A 26,308-nucleotide genomic window follows, 5' to 3' on the forward strand; every position below is an offset into this window, starting at 1 on the left:
CTAGGCTTATTTAAGTATGCTTTAAATCTGTGATTCAGTTGTCGCCTCTACTGATGTTATGAATACATCAATTTGACTTAACACCACAAGTCTTACTATGTAAATTGGTTCTTCCATCTTAATTTCAAACTCGTCTAAGTCTGATAACAACTCCGAAAACAATTGTTTGTACTCAATTGTTATATCTAGCTTCATTTCATCCCCTCCTGAAATTAATATAGCATGGGGTAACAGGTGCGTATAGTATAATTTAAAGTGACGAGAGGAATTAATATGTTGAACAATTTAACGTTGCATCAGCTGCTTGAAAGTTATGGAAGAGGATGGATGGAAATATTAATTAAAGGGGGATAAGATTGGAAATACTATATTTAATCACTTTAAAAGATGTCCTATTAACTGGTTTCGGTTTAATTATGGGAGTGCTAATTTCAATATTATTTTATAAACAGGTCGGCCTTGCCTATATGAATATACTTAGATTGCGTAAAAAGGCAGTGAAAGGTACTTATATCAAAGTATCCATACATAACCCTGCACAAGATGAACGAGATCCTTTTCAATTTGATAATAGCGGATTGAATAACGGAATAACCATATACGAGTTGTACATGCCTTATAAAAGTATTAAAGAAGATGAACTTGATATAAGTTTAGACCAATTTAATCAAGAAATAATTGAATCGATAAATCATAAATATCACACAAACTACTCAACAAGAAATACGAGACTAAAGTTTATAACTTACAAACAAAATATAATTATAGAAAAAGAAAAGTTAGACCGTAAACATAGAGATGATATAAGACAATTTCATTAAACAAAATAAAAGACCACCTGCTGTGAGGTGGTTAATCTTCTTGATTTTATAGTGTGTTATTTGTTCAACTAAAGTGTAGCTTGCAATTCTTACACTATGCGTAGCTGTTCCCCGAATTCGCCCCGAGATTGCACTCTTATTTAATAAAATACTTACTGATACAATGTTTTTTACTATTAAGTGTTTCATTAAATGTTTCATACATCATAGTTTCTTTATCTTTACCATTATGTGCACTTGGTATTACTAAATGCTGTGGATCTAAACAAATAATAACTAATTTATCTTTCCCTAAATCCAGATACCAATAAACCCTTATTCCATCTTGTTGATTTAATGATGTTTTAATGTCTGATTTTACAATACCTGCAATTTCAGTTATTTTATCTCCCAAGTACAAAGAAAGAACTGATAATGCTCTTTCATCGTAATCTAAATTAGTGACTTCTTTCTTTAGTAAATCAAGATTTGATGCAAAATTTTCTATTCCATTAATTTTATCGGTTTGTTTACTATCGGAAATATAATTTATAAACCTTAAGCCTGTATCATATTTAGATTTTTTAACATCTTCACTATAGAAGACAATCTCTTTTTCTTTAGCCTTTTTTAGATCAGATAGTTGTTTACTAGAATTAAATTCACTTCTAGTGGGTAAAAAATCTGCATTCTTTATTTCAATAGGCTTCCTCTTCTTTTTGGGAGGGAATTTACTGTTAAAACGATTATTTGCCATTTACAATCTCTTTGTATTCTTCAATTATATTGTCATTATCCATTGTACCTTGAATAGAAATTTTTGCATTCCACTCATCGTCCTCATGCGAACGCTCTACTAATCCAAAATCACTGACTTCACTTGTATTCCTTATAAGTTCTTTAAGATATTCTATTACTTCTACCCTCATTGTTTCATCTTGGATTTCTATATTACTTGGATCGAATTCACACTCTTCCACGAAGTTATTGTATTTATGCCCAAAATACACTTCTCTCAAAACTGGTCCGTATTGCCATGCCTCAAATTCTGCATTAAATAGATACGGAGGTAAGTTCATCATTTCGTTTTGTGATTCTTTATATTCTTTACTTTCGGACATACTTCCATAAGATGCACCATAATAAGCAAATAAGAAATATAAAGTTTTTTGTAATCTTAAAGGAGATATTTTCTCTCCTAGCTCTTTTTTCATTAAACCGATGATATTATCAAGTGATGTGAAGTATTTAATTCTTGTCTTCTCCATCTCAATTCTCCTCCTAATACAACATGATCTATTTGCTAAACCATACTGCTGCAGACAAAAAAAGAACAGGACTTGCGCTCTGCGCTCGCCGCTCTTCGGTGTCCTCTGTTACTCTCATATTACCCTAAATTTGTTAGAATATCTACAAAATCGATAAATAATCTTAACATAAAGTGTAATATTTGAACAAGTTATGTATTTTATAAATAAAAACACTCATGTCCACAGCTTATAAAATCGGGTATGATTAGATTATTGAACGAGGAGATGATTATAATTATGAGTTTACCTGCTGAAGAGATGATACGAACGCTAATTACACAGAAGGCTAATGAGAAAGCTACTCTCGACTACAAAGTGGAAGAGTACGGTCCAGGAAAGAGAAAAGATGAAGTGTTAAAAGATACTATAGCAATGCTCAATTCTATTGAGGCTTTAAAGGAAGATAAATATATTATTTTGGGTGTAAGTGATAATAAACATCTTGTAGGTCTAAAAACAGATATGCGTGACGACAATGAGTATCAGGCTATATTTGATAGTATTAATCCAAGACCTTCTATTGAAACAGGAACCATTGAAATCGAATATGAATTAGTAGGTTATATATATATTAAAAAAGAAAATAATGAGTGGCCTTATGAAATTGGTAAAGATACCGATAAATATACTAGTGGTACATCATTTATACGGATAGGAAGCACGACAAGTAGAATGACTCAGCAGCAACGTGATGAACTAACTTTAAAGAAATATGAATCAAATGGTATTCATCATCCTTTATTCCAGGAGATAGAAAAACAAAATATTATTAAAGATAAAATTTCTTATACTGATGAGAGAGATGAAGGCGTAGCACGGTTAAATCCATCACTTAATAATGGTAAATATACTTTAGGAAAGGGACTAAATGAGTTTGTTTTAAAGTTCCAAGTAGCAGGTAACGATAAGGCGAGAGTATATAATGATAACATGATAAAAGTAGCGAGGATTAAAGGTGAGATTACATTATGGTATGAGGTAGACAAAATAAAACTCGGAAAATTAGATTTCAGTAATAGGATTGCTGAGTGTACTTATGATGATTTAGTTTATATTGTAAACAACAAAGGAGCCAAAATGTTATTAAAGATTACGCAGGCAGATTCAGAATCTCATGGACGACCTGAAGACAACATTATTTTTGAGTGGAAGATATTAACGTAACTACATTTTATTTTATAAACAAAAATACCCCTCTTTCGGCAATGACTCCGATTGAGGGGTATCTTTATAGTCGAATTATTTAATTTTTATTATGGTTGTTCAAGCCATGTATTGTGTCTGTGATTTTCGCGTGCGCTTGTGTTACTTAACTCTTAATTTTTGATTGATATAAATTTCGTTTGGGTTCCTCAGATTATTCCAATTAACAATCTGCTTTTGTGTAGATCCGTATTTAACAGCTAAGCCGCTGACTGTATCGCCAGATTTAACAGTGTGGTATTTCGTTGTTGATTTCTTAACCGTTCCAGTTACGATAAGCTTTTGCCCTGCATAGATTAAGTTGGCATTGGTAATACCGTTTAAATTCTGCAGCGCCTTAGTAGTCGTACCATGCGCAGCTGCAATACCTGATAAAGTATCTCCCGATTTAACTGTATACGTATTTGTTTTTGCAGCACCTTTTACATAGAGCAGCTGACCTGCTTCAATATGATTAGGGTTACTGATGCCGTTTAAGTTTTGCAGTGCCTTTGTCGTCGTACTGAATTTGGCTGCAATGCCACTTAATGTGTCACCAGTTTTTACCTTGTACGTTTCAGCACTGGTAGTCGCATTGCTCGTTGATTCTTTTGGCGGTGCCGGTTTCTTCTTAGAAGCTTTACCATCCGTAAAGAATTCCAGTTTCTTATCACTGATAATCCTGTTTAAGTCGAGGTTACTGTTATAACCAGGCAATCTGCCATGCTCGGTATACTGGTGGATATCAGCAGGGTAAGCAGGCTTACTGTTTGCAGTTGCCGAGCCGTTCCCGTAGTGCGGAATCCACACGGCATCTGCTTTGGATGTGTCCAAATTCAACTGTTTGTACAGATGGTGTGCAATGTACAGACCCACTTTTTTAGCACCATGTTTACGCAGTTCATTAATATAGTCATTAACTGCTTTTCTCATATTCGGATGGGGTGACGTTTCAACATCAATCCACCACATAGTAGGATTTAAGTCCTTCGTTCTGTCCCAGAACATTTTTGCTTCATTAACTACATGGGTATCATTTTGTGATCTGAAGAAGGCATAAGCAGCCGTCGGTACACCATGTTTACGGAACTCTTTATGGTAAGTCTTGTACTCTTTGTCAATCATGTCTGCATCCATTGTTCTGATAATGACGTGGTCCACATGTTGAGATAGTGTTTTGTAATCGATGCTTTTGGCAGGCTGATGATGAGATACATCAATAATCATTGCATCCGTTCTTCCTTTCAGCTGTGTCATGATATTTTGTTAATGTTAATATTTAAAACATCAATATTTTACTGTCATCTTCAAATATGGATGGTATCACAGAGTTCAGCAAAGATATTTTTCGCGGCTGTTTATCCTTGCGTTAATCCTATCAGAATAATCAGCACCAAAATAGTGCCTATGAAAGGCAATATCAAAAAGAACCAGCATCCCAGCCCGAGCGTGGTTGAATCATCAACGCTCCGCTTCATGGGCTGTCTTTTGCTTTTCTGTGTTTTTGCTTCACCGTGTTTTTTAGGCCGCTTCTTTATTCGATCTATAATATATTTCGGACTGTCATCACCGTTTTTCTTATTTGACATCATACGCATCCCCTTAACGCATATTTGCCCTGCTCTATTTAAACCGTGTTATATACCATATCCTTAATTTCATCATTTTAATCACTTATTAATTTCTGAATTTACTTTTATATAATAAGACCCGCAATGAATCTCATTGCGGGTCTTCAATTTTCAATTCACTTCATATCTTTTCCTGAGTAGAAGTCTTCATCTTTCATTTCTTCGAAGATGACACGTATACTGTCTTGCGATGCGAAATCTGTTGAATCCATCGTATTGATGATTTCTTTTGCGAGTGCTTCTTTCTGCTCGGCACTGCGTCCTTCTTTTAATTGTATTCGTACAAATGGCATGATTTATCACTCCTAATTTTTATATCCCCAATTATACTTATTTTATGTAGTCTAAGCCAAATCATTCATCTTTCCTCCGCTTATATACTGTAAATAGGCTTTGTATGAAACGTCACTGACCTTATCGTTTGTACTTGTGATATCCGTCATATAATTACCTGACGGTGCACTGTTTTTATATTTGGCCATTTCACTGTACTCGAACTTTTCTTTTTCAAGATTGAATTTGTAATGCAGCTTTAAAGCATTTAAATATTGGTTGTTGAAAGATGTAAATGAGATGTCCACTTCAATCTCCTCATTATTATTAAATCGCACTCTTGTATTTCCATTATAATTTCTGTACGAATGTATATGCTTAATATTGAACCAGTTGTTTTCCATCACTCTGTCTGAATGTGTGCAGAAGAAGATGATTGATCCAAACAGATCAATGATCACCGGAAGCTTAGCCGACAGGCCGGTCAGTTTCTTCGTCAATTCTTTTCTTGCCGGATAGCTCTGCGAATACTGCCTGCAGTTTTTTTCCAGTATTTTGTTGGGTGATGTCAGGCAATGAAAGCCGTTGCCGTACACTTCCCCCACTCTGCATTCGGTCAACCCCTTGTTTTCTACAGACAACATATACATCGTATCATCGTTAATATTAAAATGCTGACGTTTCATAAATCTGCCCCTTTATGTTATGATAAATATAATATAACATATGTTAACTATTCTGTTAACTATTATTATCATATTGAAAATATATGTAATTTATAATGACCGGGGTATTTTTACATCTTTTAATTGTCAAATAATTCAAAACATATTTGACAATGTATTTATGAGCATTTATAATTCTATACAAGATAAATTAAGGGGGCGGAATATTATGAGTAAACAAGTCTATCCTGTCAACCAGTTGCGTGTTTTCATCAATACGATCAACGACCTTTCGGCAGACATTTTGCTTCAAGAAGCGCTTGATGATTTCAATGCCAAACTTTACGAAGAAAAGATCGAAGAGGCACTGATTGAAAAAGATGAAGAAAAATTCAACACCTACACCACTTTGTTAAGAGAGATTACTGATGATGCGAATTAAAAATAATCTTATATACAGAAAAAGCTGACTTTACTTGGTAAGTATTTACATAGTAAAGTCAGCTTATTTTATTTATACTGCGAGATTTAAAAACTCTTCCCTTGTGATTCTGCCAAGATAATGGCTGATATCCACATCTTTCAGCGCATTATCAATCGCCGTGTAGCTGTGTTCAACACCCTCAAGCTTTTCTTCTATATCCACGACTTCCCCGACTCCGAAGAAATCACCGAAAATTTTCGCCTGTTCGATTCTGCCTTTATTCACTTCGAATCTGAGGTCAAGCAGGCCTGCTGAAAATTTATGAGAAACGTTGAAGTTATACTTTGGGTTTCTGCCGAAGTTCCACTCCCACGTCTGATACTTCTCTTCTGAAAGCTTGTCAATCTCTTTCCAGTCATCGTCTGTGAGTTTGTATTCTTCTATCTCTTCCAGTGAACCGAAGATATTGATCAGTATACGGCGTTTGAATTCCTCAATATCTATTTTCTCATCCAAGAAGTCATTGATGTTTCCGACTCTTGCACTGACTGATTTAATACCTTTGGATTCAATCTTTTTAGGGTTCACTTTCAATGCATTCTGCACTTCGCCGATATCACTGTCCAGCATCACTGTACCATGCGAGAACATTCTGCCCCTTTGGGTGAACATTGCATTCCCGGATACTTTTTTACCATCGACTTCGATATCATTTCTGCCCGACAGTGCCGCATTGACGCCCATTTCCTGAAGCGCATCGACAATCGGCTGGGTAAAGCGTTTAAAGTTATGGAAACTGTCCCCGTCGTCTTCTGTGATAAAGCTGAAATTCAGGTTGCCTTCATCATGATAGACAGCGCCGCCGCCGGATACACGACGGACGACTTTAATACCGTGTTCGCGAATATACGGTTCATTTATCTCTTCAATCGTATTCTGGTTTTTACCTATGATAATAGATGGCTGATTCACGTAGAATAAAAAATATGAATCATCTGTAGGAATCTCTCTTAACACATATTCCTCCATCGCTAAATTTACCATGGGATCTGTAATGTTGTTGTTGGATATGAACTTCACGGTGTGACCTCCTATAAATTATGATTTGTTACCATTATATATTAATCAACTGTAATTACTATTGATTTTGAAGAATTTTATCTGCGGTTTCCTTTGCACCTTTAACACAATCAGGCAGTCCGACTGCATAGTGGGATGCTCCGATCAGATGTACACCCGGATAAGTTTCTTCCATATAATCCTGGATACCGTCAATCATCTCTTTATGCCCCACATTATAGTTGGGCATGGAGTTTTTAAGCTTGGTAACGATCTGCAGCTCAGGTTCACCTTTGATATCCATGATTTTATTCAGATCTTTCAGAGCAAGTCTTACGATATCCTCTTCTGACTTTTCTTCTACGACAAAGTCTCCCGGACGGCCGACATATGCTCTGAGGAGCACTTTGCCTTCCGGTGTGGAATGTTTCCACTTTTTATTCGTCCATGTACATGCTGTAATTGCTGTATCCATATTGCGGCTGACAACAAAACCGGTCCCGTCGATATCATTGATTACCTGACTCTTGTCAAAGCCCATGACGACAGTGGCGACACTGGTTGCCGGCATGTGTTTGAAGTACTCCAGCTCCTTGTCGTCGAACCAGCGTTTGTATTGAAAGTGCGGTGTTGTGATGATGACTTCATCATAAAATTTGTCTACGCCGCCCACAGTCACTTTATAGCCATCTTCCGCTTTTTCTATATTTTCTACATCACTGTTCAAATTCAAATTTACATTTTGGGCAGTGACTTTTTCCTGCAGCCTCTCAATAAATGAAATCAGGCCATTTTTAAACTGGAAGAACTGCCCCACTTTTTTCGTGTTGCTTTTAGGCGGTTTCGATTTGATCATGCCTCTGATCAGACTGCCATATTTCTCTTCCTGATGTTTGAAGTTTGGATATGTCGACATCAGGCTCAGGCTGTCGATCGGCGTACTGTAGACACCGGATAACAGAGGTTCGATCAGGTTTTCAAGCACTTCATCACCGAGACGGTTTCTAAAGAAGCGACCCGCTGAAATATCAGTGTAAAGCGGCATCTTCTTCTTTGTCAGATCAAGCAATGCACGCACTTTACCCATCGGCGTGAGCAGACTTGTCGTCAAAAAAGGCCCTATTTCGGTCGGTACACCCAGCAGGGTGCCCGGTGGCACAGGATGCAGCTTATGGTTGGCATAAATATATGCCTGTCCTGTTTCATTTCTTACCAGGTCCTGCTCCATTCCTATGTCTTTCGCCAGATCCGTCAAAGCTTCCTTGCGGCTTAAGTAAGATTCCGGTCCAAGCTCTATCACATAGCCGTTCTTACGGTATGTGTTGATCTTGCCTCCGGCATGTCCCGCTTTTTCAAATACATCGACTTTTATATCCTGATTACCCTCAGTTAAATAATAACTCGCAGAAAGGCCGGATATACCGGCACCGATTATTGCAACTTTTGTCATTTTAACCCTTCTTTATCAAAGTAACTCAAGCTGATTGATCATCGCCTGGATAAATCTCTCATCTGTGTTCGGCATCGTCGGTCTGTGGTATGATGCACCCACTTCATCGCAGACAACTTTACACTCATAATCGTTATCATAAAGCACTTCCAGATGTTCGCACACAAATCCGAGTGGCAGATAGATGAAATGCTTGAAACCATGTTCGTTATACAGATCACGCGTCAGATCCTGCACATCCGGTCCGAGCCATGGATCCGGTGTGTTTCCTTCGGACTGCCAGCCGACAAATACATTTTGCAGATCTGCCTGCTCCTTCAGCAGCTGCGCCGTTTCTTCCAGCTGTGACGGATAAGGGTCGTTATGCTCTTTTATTTTCTCCGGAAGGCTGTGGGCACTCACTATAATCGCCGTATCTTTATGCTCGTCTTCACTGATTTCAGCCAGTGATGATTTGACCGCTTCTGTCCAGAAATCTAAAAACGGCTGTTCTTTATAAAATGATTCCACCGATTTTATGGAAATGCCGTACTTATCACATTCTTCTTTGGCACGCTGGTTATAAGTGCCGACGGAGAAGTCTGAATAATGCGGTGTAAGTACAACAGTTTCCACTTCTTTAATGCCGTCTTCAGACATCTGCTTTACTGCATCTTCTATAAACGGATCGATATGCTTTAAACCTATATACAGCTGATATTCATCTTCTGATGCAGAATTATATTGTTGCAACAGCGCCTCTGCCTGCCTTTTTGTAGTGTCGGCAAGCGGTGAAATGCCGCCGATGGCTTCGTAGCGTTCCTTCAAATCCTGAAGCGCCTCTTTTGCAGGTGGTCGGCCATGTCTGATATGAGTGTAATACGGCTCGATATCTTCCTCTTTATATGGCGTTCCGTATGCCATCACCAATAATCCTTTTTTCTGTACCATTTAAAATCACAATCCTTTACTGTAGTTATGAACAAGTTCTGTTAATCTCTTTAGTGTATCGGGGTTCACTTCAGGAAATACGCCGTGGCCAAGGTTGAATATATGGCCGGTGCGGTTGCCCTGTGTGACGATTTCTTTCGCTTTTGTTTCGATGATATCCCACTCTGTAAGAAGTAAGGCGGGTTCCAAGTTACCCTGCAGCGCTTTAGTCACACCGCTCTGTCTTGCTTCATCAATAGACATTCTCCAGTCCAGGCCGATGACATCGACATCAAGAGTATTCCATTCCGGAACAAGGTGTGACGCACCGATACCAAAGATGATTACCGGCACACCCTTGGATTTGACATGATTTACGATTCTGTTGATGTAAGGTGAGATATTCTCACGGTAGACATGGCTGCTCAAAGCACCGCCCCATGAATCGAAGATCTGAATGATGCCTGCACCTGAATCTACTTGTGCATTCAGATAAGTGATGCTCATTTCAGTCAGCTTCTCCATCAGCTTATGCCATGTCTCAGGTTCGTTATACATCAATTGTTTGGTTCTGTGATAGTTTTTGGATGGTCCGCCTTCTATCATATAGCTTGCGACCGTAAACGGCGCACCGCAGAAACCGATCAACGGCACATTGAGTTTTTCTTTAGTTAAAATTTCAATCGTCTTATATATATAGTCCAAGTCTTTATAAGGGTCCAATTCGCCGAGTTTCTCGACATCTTTGATGTCTCTGATCGGATTATTGATGACCGGCCCCACCCCGGCCTTTATTTCAACATCAATACCGATTGGTGCAAGCGGTGTAATGATGTCTTTAAAAAGGACAGCAGCATCAACATTATAGTTTTCTACAGGTGTCGCTGTTAAATAAGCAGTCAGTTCGGGCTGTTTAGTAATTTCAATCAAGGAGTATTTCTCCTTGACCTTACGGTATTCAGGCTGGCTGCGCCCTACCTGCCTCATAAACCATACAGGTGTATGCTCCGTCTTTTCCCCTTTAGCTGCTCGAATTATAGTATCATTAAACAATTCAGAACCCTCCGTCTCATATTTTCCCTTACCATTTTATCATATCTTACTTTATAGGACATGATGAAGGTAATAATGACAAAAATTCGATATATTTAAAGCTGCAAGTTTATAAAACTGAACTAAAAGGTATAGTATAGCAAGACATTTTAAGAGGTGAACATAATGATTTTATACATTACTACAGGGACAGTCAGATATTTGGAGACCTTACAGGACAGACACCCGGATCTGATGCTGAATGCAGTCGGCCAGGATGCCATGCTTTACCGGGAAGGTGAAGAGGAGAATCCGGTATTCGAGTCCGCTTCCGAGTACGATATATTATATAGTCATGGTGTGATGAGCCAGGAAAACACAGCTGCAGTACATTACATTCCGGTATCAGGCAGCGGTGAAGCATCCATTCTCGGCCATTTTTCCGATTTGAACCAGAAACTGCAAAATGTAAAAGGTTTGACTGCTTATCGTATCGGCCGTGCACTGCATAAAGACTCTTTCATCGTCTTTACACAATGGGCCGACAGTGCAACCATCACCGACTTCAAAGATACCGATATCTATGAAGATTACCTGGCTCCCGGTGCCGTGAAGAAATTCAGGGATATAGGATCTGTGTTTCACAGCTCAATATCATCCAAGACTTATTTGCCGCTGGAGGAAAACAGAAAGAAATTTGAAGAAATACCTGAAGAAGAAAGAGAAGACTACTGAGCGGATTAATCGCTCAGCAGTCTTTCTTTTTTGTATACACTTTTACTGAAATAGCTGTTCAGAAGATATCCCCACAGCGGGAAAATTACAGCGATATAAAAGTAAGGCGGATGCAGTATTATGAATAATGCGGCCAATGCGAGGGAAATGGCCAGCATGACCTTGTGAGAGAACCTGATATAGCTCTCCTGAATGTACTCCCTCTTAACCGGCCAGATCTTCGGCCAGAGCAGGTATGCCTGAGCCGTATACAGCTGGGACATCTGAAGCACTATGATATAAAGTCCAAACAGAATGATGATTACAGAAAGCATGAGCTGGTGCACCCACACCATCGCCACTGTAAATATCAACAGCAGCCGGAGTATGATCATCGGCAGATCGTTGTCCCTTAAAAATGTCCTTTTAAATAAATACTCATACATATGACCTTTATTGAACATGCCAGGTTTTGGCTGTTTCAGCAGTGAATCAAAATATTTCCTTCTTTTATACTGTTTGGATATATGGTGCACGTTTGTGAACATCGAAACATACTGGTAATATTTCTGCAGCAGTGCCGCTTCATAGTTGACGAGCGTCGTCCAGTCCAGATTTTTATACTGTTTTTTATTGATCCAGTAGTACAGCCCTGCGATCAGTGCCAGCCCTGCTGCGGCAAAGAATACATTTTGAAGCAGCAGCATCAGTGAAATGAAGTGGATGATAACGAGTAGGGTTATGACAGTGTTCTGGGACACAGGTGAATTGATCGCGTTCCTTCTGATAAATAATGCCATGATATACAGAATGACAGCCATGACAGCGAATACGCCCATCTCCACAACTGAATGCCCAACACTGAGAAGCAGTAATGCAATCACGAGACCGACAATCGGCAATCCGATATTCAGCCAGAATGAGTACTGGCTCGTATAGGAGAAATATCTCTTCATATTCTTTTCATATGGTGGTAAAAACAGCACATCCGCTTCTTTCAGTAATGAGCGGTACTTTGGTAATAGCAATACACTCATTATTAATGCCGCAATGAGATCCAGATATATCGTCGGCTCCATTGTTGATAGAATGCCTAACAATGAGTAAAGGAATACACCTGCTGCAATCGTTAAAAAGATCAGGAAATGGCTGTTGAATATATATTTGCCATAATAGCTTCTTATCTTTATATCATCTTCAATTCTGCTTTTATACAGAGGTGCTTTCATTTGAACCTGCGCCTCCTGTCAGAGATAGGTAAAGATCATCCAAAGAGGCACCGGGCATATTCATCTGCTCACGCAGTTCCTCGATCGTCCCGGATGCGAGCACCCTGCCGTCGTCCAGAATGACATACCGGTTACAATAGCGTTCCGCAGTCGATAAGATATGCGTACTCATCAAAATTGACCGGTTTTTATCTCTTTCTTCAACCATCAGCTCGATCAATGATTCGATGCCGAGCGGATCAAGACCGAGAAAAGGTTCGTCTATGATATACAGGTCCGGTTCCGCTATGAATGCACAGATCAGCATGACCTTCTGCTTCATGCCCTTGGAAAAGTGTGTCGGGAACATGTTGACTTTATCATCCAGACGGAAAACTTTGAGCAGTCTGTCGGCACGTTCCCATGCTGTCGATTCATCCAGACCGTACGCCATCGCGGTCATATTGATATGTTCCTTCAATGTCAGTTCTTCGTAGAGTATCGGAGATTCAGGGATATATGCCAGGTCTCTCCTGTACTTTTCTGTATCTTCATCTATCTGGATGCCGTTGACTTCTATACTGCCTTTATGTGGATGGAGGAGGCCCAGTATATGCTTGATTGTCGTACTCTTCCCCGACCCGTTCAGGCCGATCAGGCCGATGATTTCCCCGCTCTTGATATCAAAGCTGATATCATGTATAACTGCGGTCTTTGAATAGCCGCCAGTTAACTTATCTATATTCAGAACCATATTCGACTTCCTTTAATTTAAATTAAATTATTTGTATACTGATACTAAGTTACAATATATCATAATAAAACTACGGAGGTACAATGAATGACTAAAACAATTTTCGAGAAGATCATTGATCGCGAAATACCTGCAAACATCGTTTATGAAGATAACGAGGTACTGGCTTTTATGGATGCCTTTCCCCTGTCAAAAGGTCATACACTCGTAATTCCAAAACGTCCGATTGAAAACATTTATGAACTGGATGACGAAACAGGTGCCAAATTGATGGCTGCTGTCACCAAAGTATCCAAGGCACTGCGTGATGCATTTAATCCAAAAGGATTGAACGTTGTACAAAATAACGGTTCATATGCCTCACAGTCCGTCTTTCATTTACACTTCCACCTCATTCCGAGATATGATGACGAATATGACGGTTTCAACTATAAATGGGATCCGGTATCTGAACCCGGCTCTGATGATGAACGTTTGGAAATAGAAAACCATATTAAAGACAAACTCGATGAGTAATGAACACCCTTAATGGGTAATGGTTTATATATACTTGCTAAAAGGACGTGTCGTAAATGAAGTTTAAAAATATCGCAGTCGGTTTTGCAGTTGGTGTCACAGGCGGCATGCTAGTCTCATTCCTGAATGCACCGAAATCCGGAACAGAGCTGCAGCAGTCGCTGAAGAACGAATCGGGCAACTTTAAATCCCAGATGAACCAGCTGAAAGTCGAAGCTGATGAAGTCAAATCATCATTTTTGAAAACCAAGCATGAATCACAGGAAGTGTTCAACAGCCTGGGCGATGAAATCAAAACGATGATTAATAACTTCCAGGCGGATATTAATCCAAATATCGAAAATATACAAGGCCACATTGAAAATGTTTCCAACCGCGGTGAGGAAATCAGTAAAGATGTGGATAACATTATTAACAGAAAGAAAAGATAATTTTTGAAATTTTAAGCAGCGGGACACAATACTATTTGTGTTCCGCTGATTTTTTATGATATATTAGCTCTTGTATGAAGATTAAAGGAGAAGTGTTTATGAAGAAAAAGTTGATGCCTGTAGTAATCGGGCTTGGACTTCTCGGACTTGCCGGCTGTGGTAACGGTGAAGATGGAAGCTCAGATAGTGAAAATGGCTCTGGAGAGACAGAGTTCGGTGAAGTTTTGGCAACAAGTGACGCAGGAGACGTGACTGTTGATGATGTCTTGAATAATATAGGCACCACACAGGTTGCAAATCAGACGTTCCAATTGACTTTGGATCAGGTGCTTCAGGATAAATACAGTGATGAAGTCGATCCGGCTGAAATTGAAGAAGAAGTTGATGCTGAAATTGAACAGTACGGCGGCGAAGAACAGTTTGAAATGATGATGTCCCAACAACAGCCGGGCATGACGGCTGACAGATATAAACAACAGCGTATTGCCAGTACATATCATAATCTTTTCTTCACAGAACAATTTGATATTACAGACGAAGAAGCAATGGAGGGCTCTGCTGAAGGCGCACATATATTGATCGCAGTAGACGAAGAATCTGAAGATGGCCTGTCAGAAGACGAAGCTTTGGAAAAAGCTGAAGGACTCATTGCAGACATTGAAGACGGTGCAGACTTCGCTGAAGTTGCAGAAGAAGAATCAGATGATGGCAGTGCTTCAAACGGAGGTTCCTTAGGTCTTGTAACTGAAGGACAGATGGTTGAAGAGTTTGAAAATGCGTTGTTCGACCTGGAACAGGGAGAAATGACAAGTGAGCCGGTAGAAACTGAATTCGGCTACCACATCATCCAAAGAGGCGACGAAGAAGACATAGATGAAGAGCTGGAAGAAGTCAAAAGCCAGCTTGTGAACCAGAAAGTCCAGGAAAATCCGGACCAGGTCCTGACATTCTATCAGGATCTGATGGATGAATATAGTGTTTCATTCGAAAATGAAGAAATTGAATCTTACATCCAGGAGACATTCCTTACATCTGAAGAAGCAGCTTCCGAAGGTGAAGAATCTGGTGAAGGTGAAGAATCTGGTGAAGGTGAAGAATCTTCAGATGCAGAAAATACTGAAGAAGCAGATACTGAAGAACCAGCTGCCGATGACGAGTCAGCTGAAGATGAAGAAGCTGAATCTGAAGAATAAATTAATCAGCTTTTTTAACGGCCTGTACAGTTGTACAGGTCTTTTTTAATATCAAATTATGTTATAAAATATTTTTCAATTTTCTGTAATTTACTGTTATAATGAGAATTATAAAGCGCTCCTGCCCTGTTCTGTCTTTTAGTATATTAACCAGGGTCGTTTTTTGTAAGCGTTTACAAGTATAAAATATAATGATTTACGAGGGGGATTTTATTATGAAAGTGGGAAACCGTTTAACAGTCTACATTGTCATTGGTCTTATCGCGGGTATCATCATTGGTTCAATATTCAGCCCGATGGCGGATCAGGCATGGGTACAGTGGATTGATCAGTTCGTCTTTAATGTCGTCGGTCAAATATTCCTGAACCTGATTTTCATGGTTGTTGTACCGGTAGTATTCATTTCTATCGTACTTGGTGTCGTCGGGGTCGGAGATCCTAAAACTTTGGGGAGTCTGGGAATAAAAACAATTGCATTTTACTTAACCACCACCGCCATTGCAATCACCGTTGCAATCATCATCGCATTGGTACTGCAGCCGGGGGAAGGTCAGGCGGAACTGCTTGATTCATCCGAAGTGGAAGAATATCGTGAAACAGAGCTTGAAGGTGAGACGGGTGAGGCCATCGATCAGTCTGTGGATGAGACGATCATCAACCTGATTCCGTCCAACGTCATCGAAGCGATGGGCACTGCAAATATGCTGCAGATCATTGCATTCGCAATTTTCATCGGTATATCCCTGATTGCAGTACAGGACAAAGCTAAAAGTGTCATAAAATTATTTGAGGAAGCGAACGAGGTCATCATGTGGATTGTGCTGGCAATCATGAAATACTTTGCGCCCATCGGTGCATTCGGCCTTGTTGCCACAGCATTCACACAGGCTGGTTTCGGAGCGATCCAGCAGCTCGGCATGTACTTCGTCTGTGTGCTCCTCGGTTTATTCATCCATCTTCTTTTCGTATACGGGTCGGTCATCAAATTCATTGCCAGGAAACCGTTCATATGGTTTATCAAAGGCTTTGCGCCGGCGATGGGTGTCGCATTCAGTACATCTTCATCCAGTGCCACACTGCCGGTTTCAATGGAAACTGCACAAAATAATTTGAACGTTAAAAAGAGTGTATCCAGTTTCGTTCAGCCGCTTGGTGCGACGGTCAACATGGACGGGACAGCCATTATGCAAGGTGTAGCCACGGTCTTTATTGCTCAACTGACCGGTGTCGATTTAACCATCATGCAAATGGTAACCGTCGTAGTTATTGCAACGGTTGCGAGTATCGGCACGGCCGGAGTGCCCGGTGTCGGTCTTGTAATGCTTGCCATGGTGTTGACCGCAGTCGGTCTGGACCCTGCAGCAATCGGTATTATCCTGGGTATTGACCGTTTACTGGATATGACCCGTACCGCCGTCAATATTACCGGGGACGCCACCATTGCAGTTGTGCTCAATGAACAGCAGATCAGAAAAGAAGAAAAGGAAAAATCAGCACGACAGTCATAACTTTCATCATTGAATACTTTTCAAAATAAAACGCCCGGTCCTTGAATTTTTAAGGACCGGGCATTTTATTTCAATATTTAAAAGCTTTCCGGATTATATAGATTTCTGTTTTCCAGAGGGAAGATTCTGTCTGTGAATTTTCCTTTATCCGTATTATCAAGATGTTTATCCATCATCATCATTCTTGCATCAATATTGTCGATGAAGTGCAGAATTTCCGCTTCTTTCAGCATCGGCACTTTCGGTGAGCCATACTCGAGTTTCCCATGATGTGAAAGGATCAGGTGTTTAAGAAGCAGGACTTCCTCACCTTCTATTTCGAGTTCTGCGGCAATCATCGAAATCTCTTCAACCGCAATGACAATATGTCCGATCAGATTCCCTTCCGTCGTATAAGTCGTTCCTATCGGACCGGAAAGTTCCTTGACTTTACCGATGTCATGCAAAATGATGCCGCTGTACAGCAGGCTTCTGTTGAGCGACGGATAAATGTCACACAACGCTTCGGCGGTTCTCAGCATATAATGTACGTGGTAAGCGAGACCTGAAACGAAGTCATGATGATTTGTCATCGCAGCCGGATAAGTCAGGAACTCTGTCTTATACTTCGCAAGCATCTTTCGTACAATACGCTGCATCGCCCCATTTTCAATTTTGAGGGTATAATCCATGATGCTTTCAAAAAGGGTATCTTCATCAATCGGAGCCTTTTCAACAAAGTCCTTTGCATTCAGTCCATCCTGCTCCGTAGCCAGACGGTACATGGCAATTTTCATCTGTCTTTTATTGCGGTAATCGATGACATCCCCTTTGACTTTTATAAGAGCTTCCGGCAGAAGTACCTGCATGTCTTCTTTTGAAACTGTCCAGAGCTTCGCTTCAATTTCTCCTGAACGGTCCTGCAGATACAGCGTCATATAAGGTTTGCCCTGCTGTGTGACACCCTGCTGGCTTCTTTTGATCAAGTAAAATGTTTCTACACTGTCTCCTGCTTTAAGGTTTGCAATATTCGACACTTATTTCACCTCTATTTAACTTTCTCTTTTAATCTGATTGTCTGATTGGATGGTATAGAAGTATCCAGATTACATGTGAAATAAAGTACCTGGTCTTTTACTTCGCTTCTTAAATAATCCATTATTATTTTCTTACGTTCCTTATCGAAGTGTACAAATGCATCGTCAATAATGAGCGGCAGTTTATAGTAGCCCTGCAGTGCTTTGATCAGACTTAATCTCAAGCTGATATAGAGCATCTCTTTAGTCGATTGTGACAGCTCCAGCGGATGGAATATCTGTCCGTTTGAATGTTTGACGGTGATGCCGTCATCATCATAGATGACATTGATGTATCTGCCTTTGGTCACAAACTGGAATATGCTTCTCGCCTCTTCTATGACGATTGGCAGGCGTTCATCTTTAATGGCCTTAATATGTGTTTCAATCAACAGGCGGATGTAATTGAGCGACAGGTAATCTTCTGACAAGCCCTGGATTAGACTCTTCTTCATCTCATATTGATGGTTGAGTTCACTCAATTTACCGTCACTTTCCAATATATTGATTTCCTGGTTGATTTCAGCCAGCACTTTTTGTTCATCCTGGAGCATTTCATTGAAATGTTCAACCTGCTTATTGATGCCGTCCTCTTCTTCTTTCAAATCGGCAAGCATCAGTGACGCCAGGTCATTTCTAAGATCATAGTCGAACAATTCTTCATCCAGCTTGGCACTCAGATTTTTAAACTGCTCTAAATTATTCTGATACTCTTCAAATTTACGTGAGTGGTAGTAGTATTCTTCTTCATCATCCGCATCGACATAATCGAAAAGTTCATCGATTTCCTTACTGGATGAGCTGACCCGTTCTTCCATCACACTGATTTCATTTTCCAATAATTTAATCTGTTCATCAAGCTGCTTGTAATCGGCGATATTTTCATTGTATTCGGTAAGCTTCTGATTCACTTCATAAAATATTGCAGCATCACTATAAGTGATGCCTAGCATTTTGACATCCTCTTTCACTTCACGTTTAAAGTCCTGCAGGCTTTTGATTACATTGTCTTTTTCAACATTGTGCCTGCTGATCTGATTGCGCTTTTGCTTGATGTCCCGGATCGTATGGATTGCATCAACGATGTATTTGTTCTCGATATCAGCATTGATTCTCAATTTCTGCTTAACATTGAGCAGATCCGTATTCAGACGGTCATGATTGGTTTCTTTGATCGCTAAAGTTTCTTTAAGTTCTTCAATCTTAACATTGAATGAAATGCGTTTCGATTTTTGCGTACGCAGATCCATCTTTAAATCTCTGGCATCATTCAGGTCAAAATTGACATCATTTTCACTTTTGATCGTTTCTATTTCATCTTTCAGTTCATCGACTTCGTGTTCATAGTCGCTTTTCAGACTTTCTTCTTCCTCCCTGTTCGTCAGCAGCAGGAAGATTGATGCAACGACGGCGATGCCGACAAAGATGGAACCCATTAGGAATTCTGAATTGACCAGGTACAGTACACCGATGATCAATGTAATGATGCTGATACCCAAAATCAAAAAGGTCTGATTGCGTTTGGTGCGGTTACGTTCTCTCTTTTCACGTTCATATTCCTTTTCAATCAGCTGGTACATCTTTCCTTTTTCTTTAAGCTCGACCTCTTTATCCAGTACTTCTTTTTTCACTCTGATTCTTGAATCGCTGATCTGCGCATCTTCAAGGTCTGCTATTTCCTGGTCGAGCTGTCTGATATCAGACTTTATATGATCGATTTCCCGGACCAGATATTGTTCTTCCAGAGTGACTTCATCAAGTTTCGCAAGCAGGGTCTGTACGGATTCGCGGATGATGTTCGAATCATCGACTTCCATATGTTCCTGCTGCCAGCCGATATCCTTTTTAAGCAGTTCGATTTCATCTTCAAGATTTTCAATTGAGTGCTTCAGGCGGTCGATTTCCAGATTTTTCTGCTTAATCTCCGGCTCTCTTGTTTTAAGGCCTTCCAAATATTCAATATTTTTCTCGTCAGGCAGTTCAACCTGTCCTATTTCATGTTTCAGGACTTTTAACTTTTCCAGCCTTAGATTGATATCTTTTTTGGCCTGGTCATAACTGTTCTTTAAACTCTCATACCTCTCTATTCCTTTCTCGGGAAATACTAGAGGTTCGACATTCAGAATGCCCTCAAGAGTTTTCCAGTCTTTTATATCTTTGTGATACATAATTTCTTTGATTTTCTGTTTGCGGACGGTGTCCAGCTGGTTCAAGGCATCTCTTTTCGCATTGATGCTCTCTTCATACTTCAGCTGCTCTGTCGTCAAGTGATTGTAGTTCGCTTCTTCAGCTTCGAGCTTGCGGATTTTTTCATTGATTTCCTGAAGTTCCACCAGCTCCTGATTAATTTCAGGATTAATGCCGTTCTTTTTATACAGCTCTTTAAGTTCCTGGTCGATGGCTGCGAGCATCTCATCATATTCATGTGAACCGAGCGCTCCTGCCCTGAGCAGATAATCCTGAAGTTTGTCTTCCGTCATATTTTTATGAATGTCCTGCAGTCCGAGAACATCGAAGGAAAATATCGACCGGTATGTCCGCTTGTCGATAAAGTTCAGCTTTCTGACAAGCCAGTCCGCACTCCGGGTGGTGCCGTCATTCATATAAATTTTCACATCACCCTGGACCCGGTTGCCTTTGACTCTTTCGATTTCCACCGGGCCTTCGCCGTCTTCGAAGTCGACGACCAGTTTCCCGCCGTACATATTGTGCATTCTCGGTTCACGCCTGGGTTCCTGCTCCTTCCTTGTCGGGAATCCGAAAAGGACGGAATGGATGAACGACTGCATCGTCGACTTGCCTGCTTCGTTTTCACCGAAAATCTGAACGAAAGGCGTCGATGTCTTTAACTCGGTTTCCGCAATCTTTCCATAACCATATATATTCAATGATAATATTTTCATCTTTTCACTACTTCCTCATTAACATTTTCAAGCGTTCTTCCCCGAGGCTCAGATAATCTTCCTTTTTAAGATTCTGCATCGGCGGCAGGTGCCGGTTGATTTTCGGGTCCATATACATGGTGTTCAATGCTTCTTTGAAGATTTCTTCATTATCAGAGTAACTTGCCTTAATATCGTTTAAAATCGCTGTCTGATTTTGATTCAAGTAGTTGATGGACAGATTATCAATCCAAATGAAATTCCTTACATCCTGTTCATCTTCATGCAACAGTTCCAGCAGTTCCTTATAATCTATTTCGGAGAGTTCTTCATCCCCTTCGTGATTGATGGTGAGCTGGATAATTTTCTTGCCTGCTTCCCGCAGTCTTTCTTTAAATTCGACGATTCTCTGATAAATATCCTGTTTGTTCAATGTTTTCATTTCGAGGGCATATTCTGCAAATGTGATTTCATGAGCTTTTATGAAAGATGTACTCAAATAGACATCATCGCCTTCAACAAGCAGAAATCCCTTATCCCCATATTCATTTTTATGCCTGCCCTGGATGTTTCCCGGATAATGGATCGGCGGCAGGTCGGACAGCTGTTCCCTCACATGTATGTGTCCGAGTGCCCAGTAATGATATAGCTTACTGTTCAGAGTTTCCAGGTTGAACTCCGTATACCGCGCCTGATCATAACGGTTTTTTGAGTATGTGCCATGCAGAATGCCGATATGGATGCCTTCATTCAGATGATTGACCGGATAGTCATCCAGTTTGTTTTCATATGAATCATCCATGAAATAGCTGAATCCATGTAAAAAGACGCGTTCGCCCTTTTGACTGACACTCTCGAACGTCTCGACATTTTCCTTGAATACACTGACGTTGTCCGGCCACTTGGATTTGACGTTTTCACTTAAAGGGTCATGGTTTCCATGAATCATATACACAAAAATACCATTGTCCTTCAAACGTTCAAAGCCTTTCTTCAAAAAGGTCTCGGCTTTCAAAGTACGGTTTTCCCTGTCGAAAACGTCACCTGCTATGATGATGAAGTCCACTTGTTCCTCGATGGCTTTATCAAACATTCTTGTCACACTTTTATATGTACTTGATGTCAGTTCTTCAAAAATATTGTGTGGCATTTTCGTACGGGACTTGAACGGACTGTCCAGATGCAGATCCGCACTATGTATAAATTTCACCACTGATCTCACCTACTTTTCATTATCAATATATACAATCATTATAACAAATATAAAAACAAAAGAGGTCTAATAATAGACCTCTTCAAAGATTAATTTTCGTTGTTGATTCCATATAACTCTTCAATTGGTTTCATGATGACTCGGTTTAAGTCCTGAATCAGCTGGCTCATGTTCTGCTCAGCTTCCATCAGTGCTTTAATATTTTCATCATCTTCAATTTCAGCTGCAGAGCTCTGTGCTTTCTGAACATCTTCTTCCAGTATTTCTTCGCCCTGCATCTGCTTTTGCTGAAGTTCCATCTGTACCTGTCTGAACTCTTCGAAAAGTTCTTTTGATTCAGGGTTGCTGTTCACTTTCGCATAAAGGTCCTTCATGCTGTTAAATTCATCTGATTGTCTTAACGCACTTTCAAGTGCATTGGCTTGATCGTACACATTTACTGACATCATAAAACTCCTTATTTTGTGATGTTTCTACTGTACCATACAATAATAAGTTATAACAATACTACAACTATACCTTGGAAAAGACCGATGATTGCACCCAGTATAAATCCGAGCAGAGTGATCATTTTGAACTCTTTGTTCGCGACATCCATGACAAGATTTTCAATATGATCCAGCTGGAAACTGTCGATCTGCTTTTTGATCACTTCGGCAAGCTGGAGCTTATCCATGATTCTGCCCATGTTGTATGCCAGGTAGTTGGTCGTGTTGTCTTTCAGTCTGTACTTACCGCGTGCTTTGAACGAATTGAAGAGCTCTTCATTGAACTCCACGATGGGTTTATTCAACAGCCCGCGGATATTGATCCGTTCCTGCATCACATTGCCGATACTGTCCACAAGGTCATTTTTATCACTTACGGATAAAAATTCATTTAAAGATTTGCCTTTTAACCTGTCATATTCCTCTATGATGAAACGCTCGACGATGCCGAGCATTTTCGGGTGATTCAGCAATTTGACCAGTTCCTTCTGAATATTCAGAGCAATATTCTCTTTAGTCATGAAGTATTTGATCGATCTTGCCATACGACCTCTTTTCTCAATAAATTCATCAGTCATGGTGTAGAGATCATCGAAACCTTTATCCGACATGATATAACCTTCAATCTTCTGGACGAGCTGCGGCTGAACCTGCATTACCTTCATATCTATTGTGTGCATCGCATCCGTCGGTATCAGATTTTCAATTTTGGAGACATACAGTTTATCGCTCTCTTCAGCGATTTTTTTACGCACTTCATTATTGAACCCGTCTATGACCTTTTCAGAAAGTCCCTCATGCAGTCGTTCAAGAAAATAACTGATGCTCAGTTTTTCGCTTTCGACAGTGTCTATCTGTTTATCAATAAAGTTCATGATGAAACGTTCAGACTCGGGACTTTTTATTTTATCGATGAACACATCCGGCGTGAGGAGGTGCCCTGTAATGATTTTGCCGAGCTTGGTCGAAGCCTCGCTGCGCCTCGAAGGTATCACACCCGGAGTGAAAGGCAGTTTCATTCCGAATACATATATTGCTTTATACGGTCTGAACAGCATTTTTATCGCCAGCATATTGGTAAAGCCTGCTATCAAAGACCCTGTAACTATCATAAATATAATCAGACCAAAGGAATTCATCCGGTCCCCCCTTTCTCTTCAATGCATTTCGCACTTCTAAATAATACCATAAAATGACCGTCTTAAAGAAAAAAAGAGCAAAGCCTCTGTCGCTTTGCTCTTCTTTATAAAATTTATACAGGCTGAAGTTCCACTTGTTTGTTGAAGTAGGTTCTGATTTCACGCTCGATGTAGGAAGCATGTACAGGCTGATTCTGGTCGTTCATCACACGGTAGATCTTGTTGCCCCTGTTAAACTGAAGTGCGTAGCCACTTCTCGTTTCAAGCGTTTCCCAGTATACCTTTTCACTGTCATAAAGTGGATATACACAATGACCTCTTGAGATTACCTGAGCCAGCTCCAGCGGATCGCCGGAAAAAGTATTTGTCAATACTTCACTGTTTCTGAAAAGTGCACATAAAGAAATACATGTCGTCCAATTAGGAAGGATACGCTCCTTTTCAATCTGAACTAAAGTTTTCTTTGACAATCCTATAGTATGGCTCATCGAATCTTGAGTGTACCCGGCTTCGGTACGTACCATTTTGAATTTAGACTGTAGAGTCTCTATAAAAGCCTGCTTATCCATTAATTAACACCCTTTCAATAATACAACTGCCTATAACTATTTATAGTAACGTTAAATTATGCACTTAAAACATGATAATATAAAATTACCAAAAATAAAAGAGTATACAAGATAAGTTCAATAAGTGTTCACTTATTGAAATCCCATATACTCCTCCATTATATAGCTTTTTGCATCAAAAGTGTAAAATTCAGCTTACACCTCTGTTTTGGCTTTTTCTTCTTTTCTGTTCTGCTGTTCATTCAGTACAGAAGCAATCGCGGCATCACCGGTAATATTGACTGCAGTACGTGTCATATCAAGCAGTCGGTCGATACCGATGATAATACCGATTGCTGCCGGATCGAGCCCGACGGCGGTCAGTACCATCGCCAGCATGACAAGCCCCACTCCCGGGACCCCGGCTGTACCGATACTTGCAACAGTTGCAAGTACAACAACGGTCACCATCTGCATGATCGTCAGATCAATCCCTGAGAGCTGTGCGATGAACACTGTCGCAACACCCTGCATGATTGCGGTACCGTCCATGTTGATTGTCGCCCCGAGCGGCTGTACGAAACTGGATATGCTTTTTCTGACTTTTAGGTTCTTCTGTGCGGTTTCCATGGAAATCGGCAGAACCGCGCTGGATGAAGATGTACTGAATGCAACACCCATCGCCGGTGCAAAGCCTTTCACAAACCAGATGAACGGTTTCTTCGCAAGAAACTTGATGACCGATCCGTATACGAAAAGTAAGTGGATCAGCAGTGCCAGCAGTACACATACAAAGTACATGCCAAGCTGCTGGATTGCACCGAAGCCGGCTTGTGTAAATGCCGTAGCCACCAGTCCGAATGCCCCGATCGCAGCAAAATATTTCATGATCGCAAGAACGATCCACATGACCACTTCATTCGCTTCTTCAAACAATTTAATGAGTCCTGGTATTTTATCTTTGACTGCAATCATCGCGATGCCGATGAAGATTGCAAATGCGATGATCTGCAACATATTGGCAGTCCCCATCGCTTCAATTATATTTGTCGGAATGATGTTGATCAAAGTCTGGTCAAACGTCTGATCAATCGCTTCCCCGGTTTCTCCGTCGAGTTCATTCGAACGGTAGTCTTCAACTTCCGTTGAATCCAAAAGTTCCGACTGTCCGACCCCGGGCTGGAGAATCAATGCCACAATCATCGCTATGGAAATCGCGATGGCTGTTGTCACCAGGTAGAACGATAATGTTTTTATGCCGAGGCTGCCCAGTGTTTTTGGATCACCGACACCGACTACCCCAAGTACTATGGAAATGAATACTACTGGTACAACCATCATGAATATCATGCTCAAAAATAATTGTCCGACTACATTGAATATGTACTGGTCAATCCACTGCACCCATGCCTGGTCTGCCATCGGGCTGAATATTGAACCAATGACGATACCGGCAATGAGGCCAATGATAATATATATGGTTAAACGGTTGCCTACTTTCATATTATTCCTCCTAACAATGAAATGAAAACACTTCCAGATTATACATTGATATTTATCTTTAAACAACAATTATTTTATATAACACACTATGAATGAATTTCATAATTCTAACCCCATGTCTCCCAACAGTTTTGAGAGTTAAAAAAAGAAGCACCTCCCCAAATCTTGTATAATGGTAGTTGACGAACAAACCATAAAAAGACTGAAGGAGTGCTTCTTATGACCATTATACGACAACCAAGCTTATTTGGCATCCAGGAATTATATGACATGGCACCTCCCCAAAAATATGATGCCATTATTTCTACGATAAATTTGGATAAAATTTATCATGCAGTAACGAAAAAGTCCCGACTTGGTGCACCTGAAGAGTTGAACTATGCCGCCATGATTATTTCTATCTTTGTTAGATATGTTGAAC

The 26,308-nt window shown here is 40.2% G+C and carries 28 protein-coding genes and 1 pseudogene; 9 read left to right on the top strand and 20 right to left on the bottom strand.

The annotated features are described in order from the left end of the window. Nucleotides 1-21 precede the first annotated feature (21 nt). Nucleotides 22-195 (bottom strand): hypothetical protein, encoded by a 174-nt coding sequence (locus BLR15_RS14090; RefSeq protein ID WP_176754140.1) that lies wholly within the window; start codon nucleotides 193-195, stop codon nucleotides 22-24. A gap of 161 nt (nucleotides 196-356) precedes the next feature. Here BLR15_RS14090 and BLR15_RS11015 point away from each other — a divergent pair, with 161 nt between their 5' ends. Continuing rightward, nucleotides 357-821, top strand: coding sequence for a hypothetical protein (locus BLR15_RS11015; protein WP_092987448.1), 465 nt, complete (start codon nucleotides 357-359; stop codon nucleotides 819-821). A 136-nt stretch (nucleotides 822-957) separates the two neighbouring features. On the opposite strand, the gene BLR15_RS11020 is transcribed toward BLR15_RS11015, so the two are convergent. Together BLR15_RS11020 and BLR15_RS11025 are read right to left on the bottom strand one after the other, a co-directional pair. Continuing rightward, a complete protein-coding gene (locus BLR15_RS11020) occupies nucleotides 958-1,557 on the bottom strand; it encodes a hypothetical protein (RefSeq protein WP_092987450.1) in 600 nt (199 codons plus the stop codon). Beyond that, nucleotides 1,547-2,068: a Panacea domain-containing protein gene (locus BLR15_RS11025; RefSeq protein WP_092987452.1), complete on the bottom strand. Its 522-nt coding sequence runs from the start codon at nucleotides 2,066-2,068 to the stop codon at nucleotides 1,547-1,549. The genes BLR15_RS11020 and BLR15_RS11025 overlap by 11 nt, the downstream gene beginning before the upstream one ends. Before the next feature lie 279 nt (nucleotides 2,069-2,347). Here BLR15_RS11025 and BLR15_RS11030 point away from each other — a divergent pair, with 279 nt between their 5' ends. Next, nucleotides 2,348-3,274: an ATP-binding protein gene (locus BLR15_RS11030; RefSeq protein ID WP_176754141.1), complete on the top strand. Its 927-nt coding sequence runs from the start codon at nucleotides 2,348-2,350 to the stop codon at nucleotides 3,272-3,274. 141 nt (nucleotides 3,275-3,415) lie between these two features. Here the strand turns inward: BLR15_RS11030 and BLR15_RS11035 are convergent, their stop codons facing one another. From BLR15_RS11035 to BLR15_RS11050, 4 genes are all read right to left on the bottom strand, one after another. Continuing rightward, entirely contained in the window at nucleotides 3,416-4,549 is a 1,134-nt protein-coding gene (locus BLR15_RS11035) for a LysM peptidoglycan-binding domain-containing protein (protein ID WP_092987456.1), read from the bottom strand. A gap of 101 nt (nucleotides 4,550-4,650) precedes the next feature. Continuing rightward, nucleotides 4,651-4,881, bottom strand: a complete 231-nt coding sequence (locus tag BLR15_RS11040; protein WP_092987458.1) for a hypothetical protein — start codon at nucleotides 4,879-4,881, stop codon at nucleotides 4,651-4,653. A 158-nt stretch (nucleotides 4,882-5,039) separates the two neighbouring features. Then, a complete protein-coding gene (locus tag BLR15_RS11045; protein ID WP_092987460.1) occupies nucleotides 5,040-5,216 on the bottom strand; it encodes a tautomerase family protein in 177 nt (58 codons plus the stop codon). Nucleotides 5,217-5,267: 51 nt separating this feature from the next. Beyond that, nucleotides 5,268-5,882: a competence protein ComK gene (locus tag BLR15_RS11050; RefSeq protein ID WP_092987462.1), complete on the bottom strand. Its 615-nt coding sequence runs from the start codon at nucleotides 5,880-5,882 to the stop codon at nucleotides 5,268-5,270. 208 nt (nucleotides 5,883-6,090) lie between these two features. Here BLR15_RS11050 and BLR15_RS11055 point away from each other — a divergent pair, with 208 nt between their 5' ends. Then, entirely contained in the window at nucleotides 6,091-6,303 is a 213-nt protein-coding gene (locus BLR15_RS11055) for a hypothetical protein (RefSeq protein ID WP_092987464.1), read from the top strand. Nucleotides 6,304-6,375: 72 nt separating this feature from the next. Here the strand turns inward: BLR15_RS11055 and BLR15_RS11060 are convergent, their stop codons facing one another. The 4 genes from BLR15_RS11060 to hemE are packed head-to-tail and all read right to left on the bottom strand — an operon-like array spanning nucleotide 6,376 to nucleotide 10,756. Next, on the bottom strand, nucleotides 6,376-7,365 hold the full coding sequence (locus BLR15_RS11060; RefSeq protein WP_092987466.1) for a lipoate--protein ligase: 990 nt from the start codon (nucleotides 7,363-7,365) through the stop codon (nucleotides 6,376-6,378). Between the two features lie 58 nt (nucleotides 7,366-7,423). Continuing rightward, a complete protein-coding gene (hemY, locus tag BLR15_RS11065) occupies nucleotides 7,424-8,794 on the bottom strand; it encodes a protoporphyrinogen oxidase (protein WP_092987468.1) in 1,371 nt (456 codons plus the stop codon). A gap of 15 nt (nucleotides 8,795-8,809) precedes the next feature. Beyond that, nucleotides 8,810-9,724: a ferrochelatase gene (gene hemH, locus BLR15_RS11070; protein ID WP_092987470.1), complete on the bottom strand. Its 915-nt coding sequence runs from the start codon at nucleotides 9,722-9,724 to the stop codon at nucleotides 8,810-8,812. A gap of 6 nt (nucleotides 9,725-9,730) precedes the next feature. After that, nucleotides 9,731-10,756 (bottom strand): uroporphyrinogen decarboxylase, encoded by a 1,026-nt coding sequence (gene hemE / locus BLR15_RS11075; RefSeq protein ID WP_092987472.1) that lies wholly within the window; start codon nucleotides 10,754-10,756, stop codon nucleotides 9,731-9,733. A gap of 165 nt (nucleotides 10,757-10,921) precedes the next feature. Between hemE and BLR15_RS11080 the strand changes: the two genes are divergently transcribed. Then, the gene (locus tag BLR15_RS11080) at nucleotides 10,922-11,470 is read left to right on the top strand and encodes a hypothetical protein (RefSeq protein ID WP_092987474.1); all 549 of its coding nucleotides are present in this window, start codon (nucleotides 10,922-10,924) and stop codon (nucleotides 11,468-11,470) included. Between the two features lie 5 nt (nucleotides 11,471-11,475). On the opposite strand, the gene BLR15_RS11085 is transcribed toward BLR15_RS11080, so the two are convergent. Beyond that, complete coding sequence (locus tag BLR15_RS11085; RefSeq protein WP_092987476.1) at nucleotides 11,476-12,678, bottom strand: ABC transporter permease; 1,203 nt, start codon at nucleotides 12,676-12,678, stop codon at nucleotides 11,476-11,478. Further along, nucleotides 12,659-13,411, bottom strand: a complete 753-nt coding sequence (locus tag BLR15_RS11090; protein WP_092987478.1) for an ABC transporter ATP-binding protein — start codon at nucleotides 13,409-13,411, stop codon at nucleotides 12,659-12,661. The genes BLR15_RS11085 and BLR15_RS11090 overlap by 20 nt, the downstream gene beginning before the upstream one ends. 87 nt (nucleotides 13,412-13,498) lie before the next feature. Between BLR15_RS11090 and BLR15_RS11095 the strand changes: the two genes are divergently transcribed. From BLR15_RS11095 to BLR15_RS11110, 4 genes are all read left to right on the top strand, one after another. Continuing rightward, nucleotides 13,499-13,927, top strand: coding sequence for an HIT family protein (locus BLR15_RS11095; protein ID WP_092987480.1), 429 nt, complete (start codon nucleotides 13,499-13,501; stop codon nucleotides 13,925-13,927). A 56-nt stretch (nucleotides 13,928-13,983) separates the two neighbouring features. Beyond that, nucleotides 13,984-14,358, top strand: a complete 375-nt coding sequence (locus BLR15_RS11100) for a YtxH domain-containing protein (protein ID WP_092987482.1) — start codon at nucleotides 13,984-13,986, stop codon at nucleotides 14,356-14,358. Nucleotides 14,359-14,456: 98 nt separating this feature from the next. Then, the gene (locus tag BLR15_RS11105; RefSeq protein WP_092987484.1) at nucleotides 14,457-15,551 is read left to right on the top strand and encodes a peptidylprolyl isomerase; all 1,095 of its coding nucleotides are present in this window, start codon (nucleotides 14,457-14,459) and stop codon (nucleotides 15,549-15,551) included. Nucleotides 15,552-15,766: 215 nt separating this feature from the next. Continuing rightward, on the top strand, nucleotides 15,767-17,059 hold the full coding sequence (locus tag BLR15_RS11110; protein ID WP_092987486.1) for a dicarboxylate/amino acid:cation symporter: 1,293 nt from the start codon (nucleotides 15,767-15,769) through the stop codon (nucleotides 17,057-17,059). 77 nt (nucleotides 17,060-17,136) lie between these two features. On the opposite strand, the gene yhaM is transcribed toward BLR15_RS11110, so the two are convergent. The 7 genes from yhaM to BLR15_RS11145 all read right to left on the bottom strand — a co-directional run bounded on the left by yhaM (nucleotide 17,137) and on the right by BLR15_RS11145 (nucleotide 25,887). Then, nucleotides 17,137-18,075, bottom strand: coding sequence for a 3'-5' exoribonuclease YhaM (gene yhaM, locus BLR15_RS11115; protein WP_092987488.1), 939 nt, complete (start codon nucleotides 18,073-18,075; stop codon nucleotides 17,137-17,139). Between the two features lie 11 nt (nucleotides 18,076-18,086). Then, on the bottom strand, nucleotides 18,087-21,017 hold the full coding sequence (locus BLR15_RS11120) for an ATP-binding protein (RefSeq protein ID WP_092987490.1): 2,931 nt from the start codon (nucleotides 21,015-21,017) through the stop codon (nucleotides 18,087-18,089). Between the two features lie 7 nt (nucleotides 21,018-21,024). Then, nucleotides 21,025-22,206, bottom strand: a complete 1,182-nt coding sequence (locus tag BLR15_RS11125; RefSeq protein WP_245696767.1) for a metallophosphoesterase family protein — start codon at nucleotides 22,204-22,206, stop codon at nucleotides 21,025-21,027. Between the two features lie 92 nt (nucleotides 22,207-22,298). Further along, nucleotides 22,299-22,655: a YlbF/YmcA family competence regulator gene (locus BLR15_RS11130; RefSeq protein ID WP_092987494.1), complete on the bottom strand. Its 357-nt coding sequence runs from the start codon at nucleotides 22,653-22,655 to the stop codon at nucleotides 22,299-22,301. Between the two features lie 50 nt (nucleotides 22,656-22,705). Next, nucleotides 22,706-23,836, bottom strand: coding sequence for a DUF445 family protein (locus BLR15_RS11135; RefSeq protein ID WP_092987496.1), 1,131 nt, complete (start codon nucleotides 23,834-23,836; stop codon nucleotides 22,706-22,708). 113 nt (nucleotides 23,837-23,949) lie between these two features. Further along, the gene (gene xdrA, locus BLR15_RS11140; protein WP_092987498.1) at nucleotides 23,950-24,405 is read right to left on the bottom strand and encodes an XRE family transcriptional regulator XdrA; all 456 of its coding nucleotides are present in this window, start codon (nucleotides 24,403-24,405) and stop codon (nucleotides 23,950-23,952) included. Between the two features lie 195 nt (nucleotides 24,406-24,600). Continuing rightward, complete coding sequence (locus BLR15_RS11145; RefSeq protein WP_092987500.1) at nucleotides 24,601-25,887, bottom strand: dicarboxylate/amino acid:cation symporter; 1,287 nt, start codon at nucleotides 25,885-25,887, stop codon at nucleotides 24,601-24,603. Between the two features lie 219 nt (nucleotides 25,888-26,106). Here BLR15_RS11145 and BLR15_RS11150 point away from each other — a divergent pair. Then, nucleotides 26,107-26,308: pseudogene (locus BLR15_RS11150) on the top strand (IS5/IS1182 family transposase); the annotation flags it as partial.

This window comes from Lacicoccus qingdaonensis, assembly GCF_900101075.1.
GTDB lineage: Bacteria > Bacillota > Bacilli > Staphylococcales > Salinicoccaceae > Lacicoccus > Lacicoccus qingdaonensis.